Annotated in this window: 18 protein-coding genes; 2 read left to right on the top strand and 16 right to left on the bottom strand. The window is 49.3% G+C overall.

The features are described from left to right. Nucleotides 1–63: 63 nt before the first annotated feature. The 4 genes from HGH92_RS07350 to HGH92_RS07365 all read right to left on the bottom strand — a co-directional run bounded on the left by HGH92_RS07350 (nt 64) and on the right by HGH92_RS07365 (nt 3,955). Nucleotides 64–519 (bottom strand): protein-disulfide reductase DsbD domain-containing protein, encoded by a 456-nt coding sequence (locus HGH92_RS07350; protein WP_168870074.1) that lies wholly within the window; start codon nt 517–519, stop codon nt 64–66. Nucleotides 520–553: 34 nt separating this feature from the next. After that, a complete protein-coding gene (purQ, locus tag HGH92_RS07355) occupies nt 554–1,246 on the bottom strand; it encodes a phosphoribosylformylglycinamidine synthase subunit PurQ (RefSeq protein ID WP_168870075.1) in 693 nt (230 codons plus the stop codon). Between the two features lie 189 nt (nt 1,247–1,435). Continuing rightward, on the bottom strand, nt 1,436–2,413 hold the full coding sequence (locus tag HGH92_RS07360; RefSeq protein WP_168870076.1) for a hypothetical protein: 978 nt from the start codon (nt 2,411–2,413) through the stop codon (nt 1,436–1,438). A gap of 15 nt (nt 2,414–2,428) precedes the next feature. Continuing rightward, a complete protein-coding gene (locus tag HGH92_RS07365; RefSeq protein WP_168870077.1) occupies nt 2,429–3,955 on the bottom strand; it encodes a hypothetical protein in 1,527 nt (508 codons plus the stop codon). A gap of 195 nt (nt 3,956–4,150) precedes the next feature. On the opposite strand from HGH92_RS07365, the gene HGH92_RS07370 reads away from it, so the two are divergent. Continuing rightward, nucleotides 4,151–5,062 carry a TIGR01777 family oxidoreductase gene (locus HGH92_RS07370; RefSeq protein ID WP_168870078.1) on the top strand — a complete coding sequence of 304 codons (912 nt, stop codon included), beginning with the start codon at nt 4,151–4,153 and terminating at the stop codon, nt 5,060–5,062. On the opposite strand, the gene HGH92_RS07375 is transcribed toward HGH92_RS07370, so the two are convergent. The 7 genes from HGH92_RS07375 to HGH92_RS07405 form a co-directional block, all read right to left on the bottom strand. Next, the gene (locus HGH92_RS07375; protein ID WP_247654842.1) at nt 5,051–6,253 is read right to left on the bottom strand and encodes an anthranilate synthase component I family protein; all 1,203 of its coding nucleotides are present in this window, start codon (nt 6,251–6,253) and stop codon (nt 5,051–5,053) included. The genes HGH92_RS07370 and HGH92_RS07375 overlap by 12 nt on opposite strands. Nucleotides 6,254–6,364: 111 nt before the next feature. Beyond that, nucleotides 6,365–6,811 carry a hypothetical protein gene (locus HGH92_RS07380; protein ID WP_168870080.1) on the bottom strand — a complete coding sequence of 149 codons (447 nt, stop codon included), beginning with the start codon at nt 6,809–6,811 and terminating at the stop codon, nt 6,365–6,367. A gap of 93 nt (nt 6,812–6,904) precedes the next feature. Continuing rightward, nucleotides 6,905–8,176, bottom strand: a complete 1,272-nt coding sequence (locus HGH92_RS07385) for an adenylosuccinate synthase (RefSeq protein ID WP_168870081.1) — start codon at nt 8,174–8,176, stop codon at nt 6,905–6,907. Nucleotides 8,177–8,447: 271 nt separating this feature from the next. After that, nucleotides 8,448–10,697, bottom strand: coding sequence for a RelA/SpoT family protein (locus HGH92_RS07390; protein WP_168870082.1), 2,250 nt, complete (start codon nt 10,695–10,697; stop codon nt 8,448–8,450). A gap of 60 nt (nt 10,698–10,757) precedes the next feature. Continuing rightward, a complete protein-coding gene (locus HGH92_RS07395; protein WP_168870083.1) occupies nt 10,758–11,534 on the bottom strand; it encodes a response regulator transcription factor in 777 nt (258 codons plus the stop codon). Between the two features lie 110 nt (nt 11,535–11,644). Then, nucleotides 11,645–13,084: an alpha-L-fucosidase gene (locus tag HGH92_RS07400; protein WP_168870084.1), complete on the bottom strand. Its 1,440-nt coding sequence runs from the start codon at nt 13,082–13,084 to the stop codon at nt 11,645–11,647. A gap of 2 nt (nt 13,085–13,086) precedes the next feature. After that, on the bottom strand, nt 13,087–15,696 hold the full coding sequence (locus HGH92_RS07405) for a beta-mannosidase (protein WP_247654843.1): 2,610 nt from the start codon (nt 15,694–15,696) through the stop codon (nt 13,087–13,089). Between the two features lie 54 nt (nt 15,697–15,750). Here HGH92_RS07405 and HGH92_RS07410 point away from each other — a divergent pair, with 54 nt between their 5' ends. Further along, on the top strand, nt 15,751–15,921 hold the full coding sequence (locus tag HGH92_RS07410) for a DUF6728 family protein (RefSeq protein ID WP_168870085.1): 171 nt from the start codon (nt 15,751–15,753) through the stop codon (nt 15,919–15,921). 32 nt (nt 15,922–15,953) lie between these two features. Here HGH92_RS07410 and lpxB read toward each other — a convergent pair whose 3' ends face one another. The 5 genes from lpxB to HGH92_RS07435 form a co-directional block, all read right to left on the bottom strand. Beyond that, nucleotides 15,954–17,060 carry a lipid-A-disaccharide synthase gene (gene lpxB / locus HGH92_RS07415; protein ID WP_168870086.1) on the bottom strand — a complete coding sequence of 369 codons (1,107 nt, stop codon included), beginning with the start codon at nt 17,058–17,060 and terminating at the stop codon, nt 15,954–15,956. An 18-nt stretch (nt 17,061–17,078) separates the two neighbouring features. Beyond that, nucleotides 17,079–17,381 (bottom strand): hypothetical protein, encoded by a 303-nt coding sequence (locus HGH92_RS07420; RefSeq protein WP_168870087.1) that lies wholly within the window; start codon nt 17,379–17,381, stop codon nt 17,079–17,081. A 33-nt stretch (nt 17,382–17,414) separates the two neighbouring features. Further along, the gene (gene surE / locus HGH92_RS07425; RefSeq protein WP_168870088.1) at nt 17,415–18,191 is read right to left on the bottom strand and encodes a 5'/3'-nucleotidase SurE; all 777 of its coding nucleotides are present in this window, start codon (nt 18,189–18,191) and stop codon (nt 17,415–17,417) included. 84 nt (nt 18,192–18,275) lie between these two features. Beyond that, complete coding sequence (locus tag HGH92_RS07430; protein ID WP_168870089.1) at nt 18,276–19,061, bottom strand: ABC transporter permease; 786 nt, start codon at nt 19,059–19,061, stop codon at nt 18,276–18,278. After that, the gene (locus HGH92_RS07435) at nt 19,058–19,951 is read right to left on the bottom strand and encodes an ABC transporter ATP-binding protein (RefSeq protein ID WP_168870090.1); all 894 of its coding nucleotides are present in this window, start codon (nt 19,949–19,951) and stop codon (nt 19,058–19,060) included. Before HGH92_RS07435 ends, HGH92_RS07430 begins: the two co-directional genes overlap by 4 nt. Between the last annotated feature and the right edge of the window lie 76 nt (nt 19,952–20,027).

The following is a 20,027-nucleotide window of genomic DNA, read 5'->3' on the forward strand; positions in this document are numbered from 1 at the left end:
ACAACGAGTCCCCCGGGAGGAACTCGTTCATCGTATAGACATATTTTTGGTGATGGTGTGCAATTATTTTCCTCCCACACTTACCGCGAATTCCACTTCTTTCGGAGGAAGGCACTGGTGGTCGTCACATACCATGAACTCTACGGAGCCTTTCACTTTAGTGGCAGCCTTACCTTTAACAGTCACTGTTTGTACGAAGTTGACCGTGTTTTCGTAGTATTTCAGTTCAGAGTTAAAGTTTTTATCGAAGGATTTGTGCAGTTTGCCATTTTCTTTCACTTTACCGTCGGTAGCCACCAGCGGGTTTTTAGTGAATTTGAAGCTGGTAGGGACCGGGCCTTCGCCTGCTTCCTGTGCATATAAGTGCCAGCCGTTTTCGATGGTGGCAGTAGCGTGAACTTCGTAAGTGGTGGCATTTACCTTTTTGGAGGTAAAGCTCCATTTAACCGGATTCTCGATCTGCGCGCTTGCCAGGATAGGCAGGGCGAACAGTGCCAGTGCTGTGAGTAATTTTTTCATGTTTTTCTTTTTAATTGGTTGGTTGGTTGATTGATTAATTATTGTTGATCAGGCTTTGGAGTATCAGCTTTCCGTCAGTGTTACCAAGCACTTTGCTGGTAGCTCTTTCCGGGTGAGGCATCATTCCAAATACATTTCTCTGTTTATTGCAGATGCCAGCGATGTTACGGATGGCACCGTTATGGTTAGCTGAGTCAATAATATTGCCAAACTCATCGCAGTAGCGGAAGAGGATTTGTTTGTTTCTTTCCAGTTCGTCCAAAGTGGCGTCGTCAGCATAGTAACGGCCTTCACCATGGGCAATCGGGATCATCAGCGGGCGGCCGGTCACGTCTTTGGTGAGGGAAGCCTCGTTGTTTTCGCTTTTCAGGAAAACGTTTTTGCAGATGAACTGCTGGTTCTGGTTACGCAGCAACACGCCTGGCAACAGACCTGCTTCGCACAGTACCTGGAAACCGTTGCATACACCTATCACACGACCGCCTTTGTTGGCAAATTCGATCACGCTCTGCATCATAGGGCTGAACCTGGCGATAGCGCCGCAACGCAGGTAGTCACCATAGGAAAATCCACCCGGTAATACAATACAATCTGTTGTGCTGAACGCGCTCAGGTCTTTATCCTTGTGCCACAGCTCTATTACTTCCTGCCCCAGATCGTTGCGCAGGGAATCAATCATGTCATGATCACAGTTAGAGCCCGGAAAGGTGACAACGCCAAATTTCATCTGAAAATGTTTTGTGTTTATATGTAAAAAATATTTTATTAATCGGTCCTCCCCGCTTATTCACATGATATTAAACTCTTATATCAAAGCCACCGGGAAAGGACAAAATTACTTCTCCATTCGCAATTTTCCATTGCCGCTCATCCTGATTTAACAAATTACTGGCAGCCAATCAGTTAAAAAAGCGATTTAGCTAAAATATTGCATGACGATCATATACCCCAGTACAATGAAGTGGATCACATTGGCGAAGGTTTCGTTGGTAACAGACCAGAACACATTGCCGGCAAACATCGCGATAGGCAAAACTGCCAGCACCCAATATGCGGGAGAGAAATGTACATTGAAAAAAGGCACCAGCATGGCCACTGCCACATATACAATCAACACCGCCCATATTTTACGGCCCTGGATCAGCATCTTCATCAGCGGGCGCTGCAACAGCAGCCAACCCAGCACAAAGAACAGCAGGCAGGCGATCATCGCCCCCCAAACTTTATAATCGGTGATCAGTGGCAGCGACAGCCCGATGTTGGGAATCTGCCGCAGCAGGGTCATCTGGTTGGTCAGAAACAGGTATGTGCCCATCAGGTATATCGGACAGATAAGCCCCAGGATGGCAATAATCCACTCCGCCAGCCGGAAGGCACGCATAATCAGCATACTCACCAGCAGCAACAGGCAGAAAATAATAGAAGGGAAATAAATCAGTCCGCACATCCCGAGCGCAAAACCGATGTTAAATACCACATCGCGCGCCGAAGTCCGTGTGTACAGCTCCGTTATACTGGAAAACACCCACAACATGATCACGTTCACCAGCAATGCCGGGGAAAAAACATTCCAGCTTTGTAACAGGGAGGTGAACAGGAGGTAACACATCGCCGGCAGATAGGTCGGCTTGGGAAACAACCGGTGATGGTTGATGATCTTCGTCAGCAGTAAGGACTGCAACAGGATCAGCATCACCGCCAGCGCCGTAAATACAAAAGCGCTGCCGCCGGTGAGCACCTGGATCCATTTGACCAGCAGGCTGTACAAAAGGCCTTCAGACCCATCCGCCATATGTGCGGCAGGATGTATCAGATAATAAAACTTGACCAGTAATGTGTATATCAGCAGGAGCAATACCGTAAGCGGATTGCCTGAACGGAAAAATCGTATCACAGTGCAAAGGTGTGATTAAAAGTCAATTTTAGCAAAGCAAATATAGTTTCTATATACACACGGCACCAACACCGTCCGGGCACTGATTTGTTTTCCATACCGGGGCATCCAGGTAAAACCCTTGTCCAGATTGCGCAGGGTAGGCATACGGGTTACTTTTCCACCCGGGGCCAGGCTTACGTCTGTCAGCAGGTAACTGCGCCTGTCCAGCTCATTGTACAGGAAACGCAGCTCACTGCCGATGTTCACCATCAGGTAAGACAGGTACAGGTCCGCATTATCGTCGTACTGGCTTTTGCGGACAAAGTTGTTCCACTGCATATTGCCTTCTTCATCGAAAGACAGCACGGCCACGTTGTCATAATGATAACGCACACCCTGTGAATTGTTCCAGTACCATGGGTTGTAATACCACGGAGAATAAGGAGAGTAATAGTAAGGGGAATAATACATGCCGCCATAAGGGGCGCCGTACATATAGTTCCAGCGGTTCCACGGCTGATAGCGGGAAGAGGTGGAAAATGATTCCGCTGTCAGCAGAAATCCACCGTTGGCGGTATTGATGACCTTACGGATGAAATAATCATTAAACGCGCTGGAAGTGTTGGACTCCCCGCGGGCATTCATCTTCAGCTCATTGGAGAACACGACTGATTTTTCGTAGAGGGGCTTATCGTTCTGATAATCGTATTTGTACAGGTACATGCCTTCCACATTGCCCCGCTTCTGTTTGTAGTAGAAAGCGGTGATCAGCGCCGTATGGCGGTTGTTGTCCAGTTTCATTTTTACCTCATCAAGCAGCTGTCCCTTGAAAGACAGGGGGGATACCTCAAAGCTGTCTACCAGCGCACGTTTCATCACAAAGTTGCCGCTCACCACATAGTCCCGGTTGGAGGTACGTTCCAGTTTATTGAACACGAGGTCGCCTTCATTGGTCAGGCTGAAATTGCTGAGGAACTGTTTCCTGCCGGCCATGGGCAATGACAGGCGACTGTTATTGACCAGCGTCATGGCGCTGTCGTACAGGAAAGTATAAAACACGTTGTTGTCTTCCTTGTCCTGGTTGATTTTATAAACGAGGATACGGCGTTTGTCTTCAGACACCTCCATGGAATACACTTTGTTTTCCTTGGAGTACATGCCGATGCGGGTAGAGTCTATCATGACAGGCGCATCGTTGAACCGGGCTTCGGGCGTCATGGTGGCGCAGAAGCTGAACACGGCGTCTTTGCGCTGGAACTGGTAGATCATCAGCACCTTGTCGGGATAGGCCACAAAGTCCATGCTGATCACCTTTCTGGGCAGGAAGTCCAGTTTTATCCGGTCTTTCAGTTGCATATCAGCATCATAAACAGACACGGAATAGTCGCCCCGGTCGGTTTTATAGACGAGTATATTGCCGCCCACCTTACCTATGATTTCAAATTCGGTACTTTTGTAATCATCTTTTTCTGGTTCGGAATAGGAGATTTTCTGCGCTACTGCTGCGCTGCCGGCGAAGAGCAGCATCAGTAACAGTTGGATGCGGTATAGCGTGTGCATACTCTGGTGTAGTTTCAATAATGCTGATGATGAAAATGGTAGCTGACGCGAACAACCGCGCCATTTCCAAACTTACATTAAAAATCAGAAATTAATACGGCAATTTACACGATGTAAACCGCGTCTTTACTTAAATACCAAAAGGCGGGATTTATTGTGTATTTTTAATAAAATATTTTTAAAGACATATACCTGATGGAGACCGTTATGATAACCGGCGGTACGGGGCTGGTAGGAACGGCACTAACCCGGCTGCTATTGGAGCGTGGCTATAAAGTGATCATTCTCACCAGAAAACCGGAGAAGGGCGTCAATACTGCTGTACATTATGCCGCCTGGGACGTGGACAATCAAACAATAGATGTCAACGCCCTGCAGGAGGCCGACTATATCGTCCATCTGGCAGGCGCCAACGTAGGAGAGAAACGGTGGTCAGCGGCAAGGAAACAGGAGATACTGGAGAGCCGCACCAAAAGCAGTGAACTGATCGTTAAATCCCTGCAAATCCATCCCAACAAAGTCAGAAAAGTGATCAGCGCTTCCGCCACCGGATATTACGGGGAAACAAAAGAACGCGCATTTACGGAGACAGATCCGCCGGCCACTGATTTCCTCGGCAGCACCACGCTGGCCTGGGAACAGAGCATTACACCGGTAGCGGCACTAGACAAGAAGCTGGTGATTTTTCGTACCGGCATTGCATTGAGCCGGGAAGGCGGCGCCCTGAAAGAATTCTACAAACCACTGAAATTCGGCTTCGCCACGGTATTAGGCTCCGGCGACCAATACATCAGCTGGATCCATATACAGGACCTGGTGAGGTTATATTTTAATGCGATCGTGAACGATCAGCTGGAGGGCACTTACAACGCCGTAGCACCGCTACCTGTGCGGCATAAAGAGCTGGTACTGGCCATGGCGCATGCCGCCAAGGGCAACAGCTTCATTACCAGTTATGTGCCGGCCTTTGCCCTGAAACTGGCGCTGGGCGAAATGAGCATTGAAGTATTAAAAAGTGTGAAAGCATCTTCACAGAAAATACAAAATACCGGTTTTCAGTTCTCCTACCCCACTATTGGTGAAGCCATGGCGCAACTATTCAAATAACCGTACCATGGCTGCTGCTTTGAGCAGGCACTCTTCCCATTCCAGTTCAGGATCACTGTAAAAGGTAACAGCGGAGCCGGTCTGAAAGGACAGGTATTGCCGCGTGTCATTGTAGATGATACTGCGGATCACCACGTTGAAGTCAAAATCGCCTTCCGGCGTGATATAGCCTACCGCTCCGGAGTAGAGCCCACGGCGGCTTTGCTCATATTCTTCTATCAGCTGCATGACGCGGATTTTGGGAGCGCCGGTCATGGAACCCATGGGGAACGTATGTTTGAGGATGTCGGTCAACTGTGTGCCGGGGGCCGTTTCTGCCGCCACGGTAGAAATCATCTGATGCACCTGTGCAAAGGAATAGATACCGCACAGTTCTTTTACGTGTACACTACCCCGTAAGGCGGTATGTGACAAGTCGTTGCGTACGAGGTCTACCACCATAATGTTTTCCGCCCTTTCTTTGGGGTTGTTGCGCAACGCCTCCTGCAATGCCTTGTCCTGTACCGGGTCAGCGTGCTTTCTGCTGGTGCCTTTGATAGGTTGAGAGATAACGGTATTACCTGTTTTCTGCAGATATCTTTCAGGGCTGGAGCTGATCAGGTAACGGTCATGTAAACGGTAGTAAGCCGCAAACGGTGCGGGTGACAGGGCATTTAGCTGCGAGAATAACGCAGGCGGATAAACGCTGGCATTTTCCATGAAGTTTTCCCGGCAGAAGTTGACCTCGTAGCAATCGCCGCGGAGGATGTGCGCCTGTATGCCTTTCACGGCGCTGATGTAGCGGTCATGGTCCAGATGGGCCCGTAAGGCAGTTAACCGGGGCGCCGCGGGCACATTAACGGTGACGGGCATACGAAGGCAGTCCCGGTAAACAGCCAGGGCATCTTCTATGGAGAAGTGAATGCCGCCGATATGGACCTGATTGTTTTTCAGGAGGAGGATGACCCGGGGCTGGAAGAAATGCATGTCCGGGAATCCGGTACCATCGGGGTTTTCAGAACGCAGGCCGGGGGCCGTTTCATTTTTGAGATCGTAGGCAAGGTGACCGAAGAGCCAGTCGCGATGGGTGGCATAGAATTGTTCCAGCGCGGAAAAGGCGTTACCGGCAGCGGCTTCCAGTGTTTGCACCGCATCAGCGGCCAGCAGCGCTTCAAAACGATGATAAGCAGATGGATAATTATTATTATCCAATAAACAACAAATGTTGAACTGGTTGGCCCAATTCAACATTTGTTGTTTAAATACTTTCTGATCGTTGACCGGAAAAGTGTGAAATATTCTGATACTAATCGCTTTTAATCCTTAAAAATCATCATCATCGTCATCAAAGCGGTCATTGAACAGGTCCATGTCCTTAAACTCGTCGTCGATGCCCAGGTCATCGTCGTCGTCAGTTTTCTTGCCACCTGCAGGGCGGCCGCGTTTACCTTTAGACTTAGGCATGTCAAACTCTTCAAAGTCCGGATCGTAGTCTTCGTCCTCGCCCTTTTCCCACGCGTCATCGACATCGTCCATATCATCATCGTCGTCATCTTCCTCATCGTCATCGTCTTTACGTTTGGATTTGGAAGCTGACTTATCTGATTTCTTTGAGGTTTTCTTGGATGTAGTTTCCTCTTCATCCTCGTCGTCCTCATCATCTTCATCCACCTCTTTCTTAGGCTTGGCCGCAGCTTTAGGAGCGTCTTTTGCAGTCTTAGGAGAAGTAGTTTTTTTCGTCTCTTTCTCTTTATCAGATTTTGATTTCATAATAGGTTCACTTATTTCTTTGCCGTAAAGTTTTAACAGTTTTTTTGATTAGCCAAATTTTTTTTGCCGTTTTTTTTCCTTAATTTTTGAGGTTTAGCGCTCCAGTATCTGATCGCGTCCCGGCCCGTTGGAAACGTATTTCACGGGAACGCCCAGATAGTTATCTACTGCTTCCACAAAAGTTTTCATCTCTGAAGGTAACTCGTTGAACTGCTTGCAGGTAGCAGTCTTTTCGCTCCAACCTTTGAAGGTTTCCCATACTGGTTTCACCTCCAGACCGTTGAGTTGGAAAGGCAATTGTTTGGTTTGCCGGCCATTGATTTCGTAGGCGGTGCAGGCAAGTACCTCATCAAATTCATCGAGTACATCGCTTTTGGTCATCACCAGTTGGGTAACGCCGCTCAGCATACAGGTATAGTTCAGGGCTACCAGGTCGATCCAGCCGCAACGGCGGGGACGGCCGGTAACTGCGCCAAATTCATGTCCGGCAGCACGCAGGTTTTCGCCGGTGGCATCATGCAGTTCGGTCGGGAAAGGACCGCTGCCCACGCGGGTGCAATAAGCTTTGGTCACACCAATCACTTCCTTGATCCATTGCGGAGCAATGCCCAGCCCGGTACATACGCCGGCAGAAATAGTATTGGAAGACGTCACAAACGGATACGTACCGAAATCCACGTCCAGCATGCTTCCCTGCGCACCTTCGGCCAGTACTTTTTTACCGGCTTTCAGTTTTTCATTCAGGAAATATTCACCGCTGACGATATTCATTTTTTTCAGGAAAGGCACTGCCTCAAAGAACTCTTTTTCCCATGCTTCGATGTCAGCTTCCAGGCCTTCCACGTTGTATTGGGACAGCATCTGCAGGTGTTTCTGCTTCAGCTTTTCGTACAGCGTTTCAAAATCGGCAGAGATCACATCGCCCACACGCAGGCCGTTTCTGCCTGTTTTGTCCATGTACGCGGGACCAATGCCTTTCAGGGTAGAACCGATTTTATCGTGACCTTTAGAGATCTCGGAAGCCTTGTCCAGCGCACGGTGCGTAGGAACGATAATATGCGTTTTTTCCGCGATAAACAGGTTTTTTGTCAGGTCGATGCCCAGGGCAGCGATATCTTCACTTTCTTTTTTGAAAGCTACAGGGTCCAGTACTACGCCATTACCAATCAGGTTAATGGTTTTATCATGAAACACACCGGAAGGAATGGTGCGCAATACTACTTTCTGACCGTTTACATACAGGGTATGGCCAGCATTTGGTCCACCCTGGAAACGGGCAATCACGTCGTACCTGCCGGCAAAATAGTCCACAATTTTACCTTTGCCTTCGTCGCCCCATTGCAGGCCTAACAAAACGTCTACCATAATGATTTAATTAATTATCGGAGGTTGCTTTTAAAAGAAGTGGCAAAATTACGCTGAAATACTACAAAATCAAATTTCTCTCACAAAGAACACAGAGAAGGGCGGACATTAGCAGGCACGCAAAGACCTGCATTGCGCCTGGCCCGCACATGACAAGCATTTTGCTCCCTGTTTCACACAAAATATATAAGGGAGCAAAGCAGCAAAGAAAATAGTATAATAAATTATAATGTTTACTTTGTGGCTTTGCTCCCTTATATGCCTTGGGCGCCTATAATTGTGATTCTTCGAGTCGTTGTACTGACTGGATACCATCCAGCTTCTTGAGGCGGTCCACCAGTTCGTCCAGCTCCTCCTTATCATGCACATATACCTTGATCAGGCCTTCAAACAGCCCTTCTTTGGATTCAATGCTGAGTGCGGAGATATTGACTTTCAGTTCACCGGAGATAATATTGGTGATTTTGTGGATAACGCCCACATCGTCCATGCCGATAATCCGTAAGCCGGTAAGGAAAGAGATTTCCCTGTTTTTAACCCATTTGGTTTTCACCACGCGGTGGCCATAATTGGCCAGCAGCTGGGCGGCATTGGGACAGTTGGTCCGGTGTATTTTAAGGCCTTCGCTGGCGGTGATAAAACCAAATACATCGTCGCCCGGGATGGGACGACAGCAGTTGGCCAGTTTGTAGGCAATCTTATCGGAGCTTTCCCCGAAAATGATCAGTTCCGCGTCTTTTTTGTTCGGGATCTGATGTTTCACATGTTCTTCCGGAACATGTTCCGGTTGTTTGACCGGCTTAGGCTGCTCCAGTTTGTCTCCCAGGAGGCTGAACTGTTTCAGCTCTTTAAGGTCGATATTTTTTACCGCGATCTGGTAATACAGGTCCAGCGGGGACGGTTGTTTATAGAACTGTACCAGCTCATTGATATTGTGCTGGCTGGCGGTCACCTTCATATGGTCCAGCTTGCGCTCCAGCGCAGCTTTTCCATCCATGGCCACTTTTCTTTTTTCTTCCTTGAGGGCGTCCTTGATCTTGGATTTGGCTTTGGCGGTGAGCACAAAGTTGAGCCAGTCTTCGGAAGGCTTCTGTTTGTTGGAAGTGATGATCTCCACCTGGTCACCGCTGCGCAGTTTATGGCTGAGCGGCACCAGTTTATAGTTGACCTTGGCGCCGATACACTTGTTGCCCACGGCACTGTGGATCGCATAAGCGAAGTCCAGCGCCGTAGAGTTGACCGGCAATATTTTCAGGTCGCCTTTGGGCGTATACACATAGATCTCTTCAGTAAAGAGATTGCTTTTAAAATCAGCGAGGAAGTCGAGCGTATTGGAATCCGGGTTACTGAGGATTTCACGTATCTGCGTGAACCACTGATCGAATTTGGATTCCTGTTGCGGGTTTGCGGCACCTTCCTTATAGCGCCAGTGGGCGGCTACTCCTTTTTCGGCGTAGTCGTTCATGCGTTTGGAGCGGATCTGTACTTCCACCCATTTACCCTGCGGGCCCATTACTGTTACGTGCAGGGCCTCATAGCCGTTGGATTTGGGGTTGCTGAGCCAGTCACGCGTACGTTCCGGGCTGGGGTGGTAGAAATCGGTGATGATGGAATATACCTTCCAGCAGTCGGCCTTTTCCTTGTCCAGCGGGGAGTCCAGGATGATGCGGATCGCGAACAGGTCGTACACCTCTTCAAAGGCCACGCCTTTTGTTTTGATCTTGTTGTGGATGGAATGGATGGACTTCGGGCGACCGTAGATCTCGAAGGTAAATCCTTCCTCCTGCAGTACTTCCTTGATAGGCTTGATAAACTCGTTGATATAGCGGGTGCGTTCACGCTTGGTTTCCTTCAGGCGCCGGGCTATCTCACGGTAGGTTTGCTGCTCCGTGTATTTCATGGCCAGATCTTCCATCTCGGACTTGATGTTGTACAATCCGAGGCGGTGAGCCAGCGGGGCGTAGATAAACACCGTTTCAGAGGCTATTTTCAACTGTTTTTCCCGGCTCATGCTGTCGAGGGTGCGCATGTTATGCAACCTGTCGGCCAGTTTGATCAGGATCACCCTGGGGTCATCTGCCAGGGTCAGGAGTATTTTCTTGAAGTTCTCCGCCTGTGCGGTACTGGTATTGGAATCGATGACGGTGGATATCTTGGTGAGGCCGTCCACGATGTGGGCGATTTCGTTGCCAAATTCACGGGCCACATCTTCCAGGGTCACTTCCGTATCTTCCACGGTATCGTGTAACAAGGCACAGATAGCTGAGCGTACGCCCAGGCCTATTTCTTCCACACATATCTGTGCCACGGCGAGGGGATGCAGGATATAGGGTTCGCCTGATTTACGGCGCATTTCCTTATGAGCATCCGCTGCCATTTCAAAAGCAGTACGTACCAGCTCCCTGTCGCCTTTTTTCAGACGGGGTTTGAGCGCCCTTAACAAGGCGCGGTAATGCCGGACGATTTCTTTTTTTTCCTGCTCTTCGTCTAGATTATATTTTTGAACTGCCGCTGTTTCCATTGGGCCTAAAGTTACGATTTAATATAATCTGAAAGAAACAGGGGCTTAAAAGGGCGGCTGCTATTGTTTTGCCTGATTGGTAATGGGGATGGTGATCTTTTGCAACAGGAGGTCTTTAGGGACATTGAGGCGCATGCCTACGTTAAAGATCGTTTCCAGGTTGAGCCTTGGCTCGATCTTTATCTGTTTACGGATCTTTCCGATAAATACGTCCATACTGCGGCTGGAGGTGACATCGTCACGTCCCCAGAGTTTCATCAGCAGTTCGTCTTTTTTGATAATTACATTGGGGCGATTAAAGAAATAACGCAGCAGCTTGGCTTCTGTGGGGGAAAACGTGGCCACGTAGGCTGTCTGGCTGTCGCGGGGGTATACTTTCATTTTGCGGTAATTGAACGTATGGTCGCCTACTATGTGGCCGATCAGCAGTTCACTTTTGGGGGGGCGGGTCCATTTGAGGAAGGCTTTCACCCGCCTTTGCAGCTCGAGGAGACTGAAAGGTTTCACGATGTAGCCGTCTGCGCCCAGCTTAAAGCCGTCGAGCCTGTCGGCGTCCATGGTTTTTTCGGCAGAAAGGAAGAAGATGGGCACCAGTGTGTTTTTGCTGCGTACGTCCTTCGCGAGCTGAAAGCCGTTTTTCCTGGGCATCACAATGTCCACCAGCAGCATGTCATATCGTTTACGCTGGAATTCCTCCCATGCGTCTTCACCGTCCATACAGTGCTCTACCTGATAACCGATGCTTTCCAGGTTTTTTTTGACGATTTCCCCCAGTACCTTGTCGTCTTCTGCCAGCAAAATGCGGGGGTTCTTATTCACGTGGGTTTGCATATTCATAGTCAACCTTTTTGGGCGTATCTACCTATAAAACAAAAAACAGGCTGCCTTGGGTTATCGGCGGCCTGTTTTTATTATTCACTACAAATTAACACTAATTCACATCATTTTCACACTTTTTCCACAGCACTGATACGAATAGCCACTGCGTGATTCCAGGCCTGTTGCCGAAGCTTTTCAGGGATATGTACGGTAACAGTGTCCCCTTCGGTTTTCCACACCAGTTTACCGGAACCGCCCAACAACTGTAAAGATGCCCCTCTGGCCGGTTTCAGTCCTTTAAAAACAATCGTGGCAGGCAGTTGCTCCTGCTCGTCCAGCAGATAGATAGCATACACACTGCCGTCTTTTTTCCGGGTGAAACATACTTTACCGTCCTTATACGGCGCTACGGCCCGGGTGCCGTAGATAGCAGCACTGTTGATTTTCATCCAGTCACCGATACCTTTCATGGTGGTATAAGCCTCCTTGTGCAACTCTCCGTCAGGGCCGGGGCCTACATTCAGCAGGTAATTGCCGCCCTTGGCCACAATATCCACCAGATTGTGGATAAGCTTACCAACGGGTTTGTATTTGTCATCCGGCACATACGACCAGGAATTAGCCATCGTCATACAGGTTTCCCATGGATAAGCCAGCGGTTTCTCCGGGATCTGCTGTTCAGGGGTGCGGTAGTTTTCGTACGGACCATGCACGCTGCGGTCCACCACGATCAGCCCGGGCTGGTGGCTGCGCGCCATCCTGGCAATACGGCCCATATCTATGTCCTGGTCCTGCGGCAGTGTTTTGCTCCACGACAGGGATTCTTTGGTCTGCTGCTTCAAAGGCCTTACCCAGCCGCCATCCAGCCAAAGGATCTCCAGCTTGCCGTAACCGGTCATCAGTTCCTCGATCTGATTATAGGTATACTGCTTGAATTGGTTCCATCTTTCAGGATATTTTTTCACGTCGTAGTTCACATTACGGTCGCGGGGCGGGAAATAATTCCACCAGTAGGCATCGGAATGCCAGTCCGGCTTGGAGAAATAAGCGCCTGCATGAATGCCTTCCTTACGGAACGCTTCAAACACCTCTTTCGCGATATTAGCCCGCGGATTCTTGCTGAAAGCCACATCCGGCGCGGTTACGCGGTAATCTGTCTGTTTGGTGTCGAACATACAGTAACCATCATGATGTTTGGTGGTGAACACCAGGTATTTCATACCGGCTTCCTTTGCGGCTTTAGCCCATTTCTCGGGCGCAAAAGCGGTAGGGTTGAAGGTTTTGCCCAGCGCCTGGTACTTTTGCAGGTACTCGAAATACGGCATCTTGGGATATTTACGCCCAATCCATTCTTCATCTTCCGGGCAAATGCTCCAGGACTCTACCACGCCCCACTGGGAATATGGCCCCCAGTGAATGATCATCCCAAATTTCCAGTCCTGCCACTCGTCCAGTTTTTGAACTACCACCGGATCTGTTTCCGGTACATACGGCGGTTCTTCCGTTTGCGCACTGGCCGCACTTACCGCGAGCCACGCACAACCCAATGCCATCCATAATTTTCTCATAGTCAATTTTTATAAGTATCTACCAAAGAGGTAATTGTCAACGCTGCTTTGATCTTCTCTATATCGCGCGTAGATCGTAACCAAACAGTCCTGCTTTCTCCAGGCAATAAGTCAAAGTAATTCTGATCAAATTGCTCCCCCGGGGTTGCATTGTTCAACTGTAAATAAACGTTACGGGCAAACCTATCTGCCCGAATAGTTAGCAATACCCTGTCACGGTATAATGATGGCGGATCTACGAACAACTTATGCTCCACCGTAGTTGTAAAAGCCGGCTTCTCCAGCTGCATATCCTTCGCCGGGGCAAAATAAAAGATATTACGGCTGACAATCTTATCGTCAATTCGCAGTTGTGCATAGCATATTACCTCAGCAGGATTCCTTCCCTTCAGAATAGCCGCTGTATCTACTGTAAAAATTTGTTTACTGGTATTGGCAGGAACATCCACGCCTGACAAAGTTTGTTTCCATACCGGGTTGCCCGCCAGGTCCATCGCCACCAGCTCCACGGCGGCTTTATGGTTACGGGTTTCATCAGAAACGGCCCACACCTTCAGCTGGTTGTTTTCCACAACACCGGATATCAGCAAGGGATTGAAGGCTTCTTTCACATAGTACTGCAGCGCTTTCCAGCGGCCGTAGTAGTCACGGCCCGACCAGGACGGGCCCGGCCAGCAATCATTCAACTGCCAGTACAAGGTGCCCATGCAATAAGGCATAGCCCTGCGATGCGCTTCAATAGCCACTTTCATCCCCTCCGCCTGCAACACCTGGCTCAGATAAACGAAAGACGGGAAATCTTTCGGCGCCTGGTAATAATGCAGCATATACGTACGGATAGCAGTATTGCCTTTGGCAGGACTTTTTTGATGCGACTGCATTACATTGGAGTAAATATCATAATCTGCTTTGGTAGCAAAGCTATCGATGGTGGCCATTTCAGGAAATGACTGAAAACCGTATTCACTCATGAACCGCGGAATGTGCGTATTAAACGCTTCAAACCATTCCATCCCGTGCCATACGCCCCAATAGTGGTTATCCCCTTTGGTAAAATCTTCTTTCTTGCCCCAGTTACTGATAGGGGAAGAATGGAAATAAAAACGACCGGGGTCATTTTCCTTCACCACAGCGGGCAATACTGTTTTAAACAACTGATCATATCCCTGTTGCAGGCTGGCCCATTGTGCATCGGTGTAGGCATAACCACTCTGCCAGCCCCAGTTTTTAATCGCTACGGCCACTTCATTGTTACCGCACCACAACGCCAGTGACGGGTGTTTGCGCAATCTTCTGATATTATCTGCTGCTTCCGCTTTCACGTTGTTCAGGAAAGCCGTATCGGACGGATACAGGGTGCAGGCAAACATAAAGTCCTGCCAGACAAGGATACCGTTAACATCTGCCAGTGAATAAAAAAGATCATCTTCATAAATACCACCGCCCCATACGCGCACCATGTTAAAATGACTGTTACGCATATCATCAAACAACTGTTTGTATTTGGATGCAGACACGCGTGGCAGGAAATTGTCCTGCGGAATATAATTGGCCCCCTTCATGAAAACCGGGCGGCCATTGACTTTCACGTAAAAACTTTCGCCCAGGCTGTCCGGTTGATTCACCACTTCAATTGTTCGCAGTCCTACCATTTGCTCGTCTTTATCAAACGAAACGGTGTTATCCAGCAGTTCGGCTGTCATGACATAACAGGTAGGATTTCCCTGTCCGGCGGGCCACCACAGCTGCGGCTGACGGACCTGCACCGGCGCCTGCACCGTGTTGCGGCCTTGTTTCAACGTTACTTTGGTCGTGGTTACTTTACTGTAGCTGCCGAGTTGAGTTGTCAGTTTGAGGTTGTAGGTGCCGGGGGCGACCGCTTCTATGGTGGTCACCGCGTTCAGCGTGGCACTGGCGGTGCTCAGTTGTTGTTGCTGCCACCATACATCGCGGATCACTGCTTTATTCCATTTTTTCAGCAGCACCGGTCTCCAGATGCCAGACGTTACGAGGCGCGGCCCCCAGTCCCAGCCGTAGTGGTAGGGCGCTTTACGGGCATAGATGCTCAGCGGGATATCGCTGGCGTCATTACCGGCGGGATAGATCACCTGGTCTTTCAGGAACTGTGGCATATCGTGTTTAACGGGACTTTCAAAGAGCACCCGTAGTTCGTTGTCTCCTTCGCGCAGCCAGCGTTTTATGTTGACTACCTGTTCCACGAACATATTGGCAGATTGCAGTACCAGCTGACCATTCACATATACAGACGCGTAGGTGTCCAGTCCTTTGAAATCCAGCTCCAGTACGTCGTATTGCAGCTCGGCGGCCGACAGCTTCCATTTTTTCCGGTATTGCCAGTCTTTCTTATCCACCCACTGCACGGCTTTTTCATTGGAGCCTACAAACGGATCGGGTATCATCTGCAGGGCCAGCAGATCGGTATGTACCGTGCCGGGCACTGTGGCAGGGCGCCATACGCCCTCGTCCACACGTGAGAATTCCCATCCTGAAACCAGTGTGTCAGTAACAGTTCCCGCCGCATAAATCGATTTAGTAACGCAGGTCAAAAAAAAGATCGATACCAGCCATCGACCCCATCTCATATATTTCATATCTTGATTATTCAGCCAGCTTCAAAAATAATATTGATTTCCGATCTTTGGTGCATGAAACGTTTCTGGCAACAAATATTAAGATACTTCTATATTGGCAAAGGGGACCCTAACGCGCCTAAAACACGTTATGTAGCGATGATGCACGGCATGAACCGCATCTCGATCATTCTTTTTCTGATTGCCCTGATTGTGATGATTGTGAGGCTGATAAGAAGACACTAAATCATTTATGATTTAGTTATTTTTTTATTTAGCTATTTGTTTTTAGCGTAGTTCACGATTACTTCCGCAGCCCTTCTGCTGGCATCTCTTTCGCCGAGTTTATGCCATAGTTCCGCGTAGTCGGCCATCAGGTGCTGACGGGCTTTATCATCTTTCAGCAGGCTGGTCAGCTCTTTCAGCAGGTTTTCTTCTGTAAGATCGTGCTGGATCAGTTCTTTCACCACCAGCCGGTCCATGATCAGGTTGACCAGGGAGATATATTTTACTTTAATCAGTTTTTTGGCGAAGAAATAAGAGATGGGATTGCCTTTATAGCAGACCACTTCAGGCACGCCGAATAGCGCTGTTTCCAGCGTGGCGGTACCGGAGGTAACGAGGGCCGCTTTGGCCTGCCGCAGGAGCTTATAGGTTTTGCCTTTCACCATGGACACGTTGGGATGTTGTCCGGTGAGGCTTTCCAGAAAATGGTCGTCGAGGCTGGGCGCCTGTGCCACCACGAACTGGTATTCCGGAAAATGTTTGGCCATAGTGAGCATGATCGGCAGCTTGACGCTCACCTCCTGTTTACGGCTGCCAGGCAGCACCGCCACAATAGGCTTGTCAGACAACGGCGTGTCGGCCGGTTCTTCCTTGGCTGCCTTGATCACCTCCACCAGCGGATGACCTACATATTCCGTTTCGTAGTTCCATTTACGGTAAAAATCCTGCTCAAACGGCAGGATGCACAGCATCTTGTCCACATCGCGCTTAAGCTTTTTCACACGGTTTTCCTTCCAGGCCCATACCTGCGGGGAAATATAATATACTATTTTGATACCCTGCTGCTTTGCCCATTCGGCAATGCGCATGTTAAAGCCAGGATAATCCACCAGCACCAGCACATCCGGTTTAAAAGCGGCGATATCTTTTTTACACATTTCCATATTACGCAGGATCGTTCGGAGATTCATCACCACTTCCACAAAGCCCATAAAGGCCAGTTCCTTGTAGTGTTTCACCACATTCACCCCGGCGGCTTCCATCATATCGCCTCCCCATCCACGTATATCCGCCGCCGTGTCCAGCTGCTTCATCTGCTTCACCAGGTTACTGCCATGCAAATCCCCTGATGCCTCTCCTGCTATAATGTAATATTTCAATCTGGTGTTTATTAAAAATTATCTGATCAGTTTAAGTAACAAGATGACAATGGCATACAGCATTGTCATCAGAAAGATGCCCTTTGCGGTAATATCTTTCCGGGTCCTGGTATACAGAAAAAAGACTAATCCATTCACCAACAGGCAGATGCTCACTATTTTGGGAATCATTTGCCGGTTGTCTTTCAGGATATTAAAAAACTGTCCCAGCCCTATATTGTTATGGGGTCTGATGAGGAAAAAGTAATACAGGAAAAATGCTACCAGGGGAGTCAGCAGCCCCAGTACGATTCCTAACGAAAGATTGTCTTTTTTCAACATAAGGTTATAATAGTGGCGATATTGCCGTTGTTCTTAGAGATCCTTCCAGGATTCTTCCAGCTGTTTCTTCAGCTTGTAATTGGTCAGGTCAAACTGTACCGGCACCACAGACGCGTAGTTGTTTTCCAGCGCCCATACGTCCGTATCTTCTCCTACGTCCCTGTTTTTGAACTGTCCGGTGAGCCAGTAGTACTTTTTGCCATGCGGGTCGCGGCGTTCGTCGAATTCCTCTACCCATTTGGCATCTGCCTGCCGGCAAAGGCGGAGTCCTTTGAAATCTTTTTCCTCCACCACCGGAATGTTCACATTGAACAGGCTTCCGGCCGGCAGCTCAGAAGCCAGCATCCGTTCTGTCACCTCACGGGCCACTTTGGCGGGCAGTGAAAAATCGGCGTCATAGCTGTATTCCAGGAAAGAAAAGCCTGCTGAAGGAATGCCTTCAATAGCTGCTTCCATGGCTGCCGACATGGTGCCGGAATAGATCACGTTGATAGAGTGGTTAGCACCGTGATTAATACCGCTTACGCAGATATCCGGTTTACGATGCAGTATTTTATCTCTCGCCAGTTTCACGCAATCTACCGGTGTACCGGAACATTGCCACGCTTCTATATCTTCAAAAATATTTACCTGGTTCAAACGCAAAGGAACACCAATCGTAATGGCGTGCCCCATGCCCGACTGCGGGCTGTCCGGTGCCACTACCACTACTTTTCCCAACGGCCGCACTGCTTCAATCAAAGCCCGTATACCCGGCGCCGTTATACCGTCGTCGTTTGTCACTAATATGATGCGCTCCTGTTTTTCCATATTTCACATTTTTACTTTGCCCAACAAATTTAAGCTCTCTCACAAACATTTCGCTTTAAAAGAATGTGAAATATATAGCTTTTTTTACAAATCCGATTTTAATACTTTCCTGAAAACCAGGTAGATGACCAGCGCAATGTACCCTACCAGGAATAACAAATAAATGCTGTCATCGTACCGGTCACTGCTGGCTGCGACCATTTTTCCGACCAACGGGAAAGGCAGCAGCTCATCGCCGGTTTGCAGCGGCAACAGGCCGCCAACGGGACCTACATAACGTTTGAGCAACAATACCAGCGTTTGTTCCAGCATCATGGTATAACCGAGGAAAATAGCCATGGCGAACCCCGCCCTTTTTACCAGCACGGCCAGCAACAACGCCAGGCTCAGTGCCAGCACCAGCTGTAACCAGTAGTACCAAAGATAGCTGAAACCTTCCAGGCTGATGGCGTTGCTGCCATAGGCGAAACCAAGGACCACGGCAGTCAGTATGGCCACCACCAGGGCTAATACAGATAACAGCAGTACCCATATCAGTTTGGCATATACAAACTGGCGGCGTTCCCATCCGTCGATGATGTTCTGACGGCTGGTACGGAAAGTATATTCGTTCGTGACCAAAATAATCAGCATCAGCCCAAACAAAGCTGTCATGTAGCTGCTGATGTTGGCAACGGTTTGCCAGACGGTCGGAAAACCAAAAGGTGTTTGTCCCAGCATTTTTGTTGCCTGGTTGAGTTCGCGGCTCGACATAATGTCCGCCGGCACGTAGTTTCCGGCCGGTATCATGATCACCGCGACCAGCAGCATTATCCAGAAAGTGCGGTAGTTCTTCACTTTCAGCCATTCGGTATAGAGTAATTGTTTCATGCGGGATCGTTGGTTATTTCCAGAAATGCTTTTTCGAGGCTCTTTTTGCGGAGTTGCAGGTGCTGCAGCCAGATGCCCTGTTGTGCCAGGTAGTTGTTGACCTGCGCCGGTTCCGGCGATGCATTGAACACCGCCACCACCACGTTGCCGTTGAGCTGCACGCTGGTGCAGCCAGGATATGCCAGCAGTGCGGATTTAAGCGCTTCATTATCTGCAGCGCCCAGTTCCAGGTAATCATGCCGGCTGATCACGACGTCTACGCTGCCGGAGAGCAGCAGTTTTCCGTTGCGCAGAATGGCCACATGGGTACATACTTTCTCCACTTCGTCCAGCAGGTGGCTGGCGAGGATAATGGTCTTACCCGCTCCGGCCAGGTTACGCACCAGCTCCCTCACTTCCGCGATACCGGCGGGATCTAGTCCGTTCGTAGGCTCATCGAGTATCAATACTTCCGGGTCGCCCAGCATGACAGACGCGATGGCCAGTCGCTGTTTCATCCCCAGGGAGTAGGTTTTGAAGGTGGCATGTTGTCTGGCGGTGAGGCCGCACAGCTCCAGCACGCGGGCGATATCATTTTTATCGCGTTGTTTGATCGCGGCAGCTATCTCGAGGTTACGGTATCCGCTGAGATAGTGGTAAAAATTGGGTGTTTCCAGCAAAGTCCCTATCTGCCGGCGTTGCCGGGCAGAGGCGGCCTGATCGAACAGCGTGAAGCTGCCGGTATCGGCTTTCAGGACATCGGTCACAATGCCCAGCAGGGTGGTTTTACCGCTCCCGTTCGGACCAAGGATACCGTACACGGCGCCCTGCGGCACGTCGAAAGACACACCGGACAAAGCCTGTACGGCGCCGAACTTCTTTGAGATATTTTGTATGGACAGGATAGACACAGCTGGCGTTGGTATTTTAGTTGAATGAAAAAGTAAAGGGAAACACAGTGAAAGATCTTATGGCGAAATCTCCCCT

Source organism: Chitinophaga varians (assembly GCF_012641275.1).
In the GTDB taxonomy this organism is placed as follows: domain Bacteria; phylum Bacteroidota; class Bacteroidia; order Chitinophagales; family Chitinophagaceae; genus Chitinophaga; species Chitinophaga varians_A.

Coding starts and splice junctions, on each gene's coding strand:
- HGH92_RS07350 (WP_168870074.1), bottom strand. CDS start 519: ATGAAAAAATTACTCACAGCACTGGCACTGTTCGCCCTGCCTATCCTG.
- purQ (WP_168870075.1), bottom strand. CDS start 1,246: ATGAAATTTGGCGTTGTCACCTTTCCGGGCTCTAACTGTGATCATGAC.
- HGH92_RS07365 (WP_168870077.1), bottom strand. CDS start 3,955: ATGCACACGCTATACCGCATCCAACTGTTACTGATGCTGCTCTTCGCC.
- HGH92_RS07370 (WP_168870078.1), top strand. CDS start 4,151: ATGGAGACCGTTATGATAACCGGCGGTACGGGGCTGGTAGGAACGGCA.
- HGH92_RS07380 (WP_168870080.1), bottom strand. CDS start 6,811: ATGAAATCAAAATCTGATAAAGAGAAAGAGACGAAAAAAACTACTTCT.
- HGH92_RS07385 (WP_168870081.1), bottom strand. CDS start 8,176: ATGGTAGACGTTTTGTTAGGCCTGCAATGGGGCGACGAAGGCAAAGGT.
- HGH92_RS07390 (WP_168870082.1), bottom strand. CDS start 10,697: ATGGAAACAGCGGCAGTTCAAAAATATAATCTAGACGAAGAGCAGGAA.
- HGH92_RS07395 (WP_168870083.1), bottom strand. CDS start 11,534: ATGAATATGCAAACCCACGTGAATAAGAACCCCCGCATTTTGCTGGCA.
- HGH92_RS07400 (WP_168870084.1), bottom strand. CDS start 13,084: ATGAGAAAATTATGGATGGCATTGGGTTGTGCGTGGCTCGCGGTAAGT.
- HGH92_RS07405 (WP_247654843.1), bottom strand. CDS start 15,696: ATGAAATATATGAGATGGGGTCGATGGCTGGTATCGATCTTTTTTTTG.
- HGH92_RS07410 (WP_168870085.1), top strand. CDS start 15,751: ATGAAACGTTTCTGGCAACAAATATTAAGATACTTCTATATTGGCAAA.
- HGH92_RS07420 (WP_168870087.1), bottom strand. CDS start 17,381: ATGTTGAAAAAAGACAATCTTTCGTTAGGAATCGTACTGGGGCTGCTG.
- surE (WP_168870088.1), bottom strand. CDS start 18,191: ATGGAAAAACAGGAGCGCATCATATTAGTGACAAACGACGACGGTATA.
- HGH92_RS07430 (WP_168870089.1), bottom strand. CDS start 19,061: ATGAAACAATTACTCTATACCGAATGGCTGAAAGTGAAGAACTACCGC.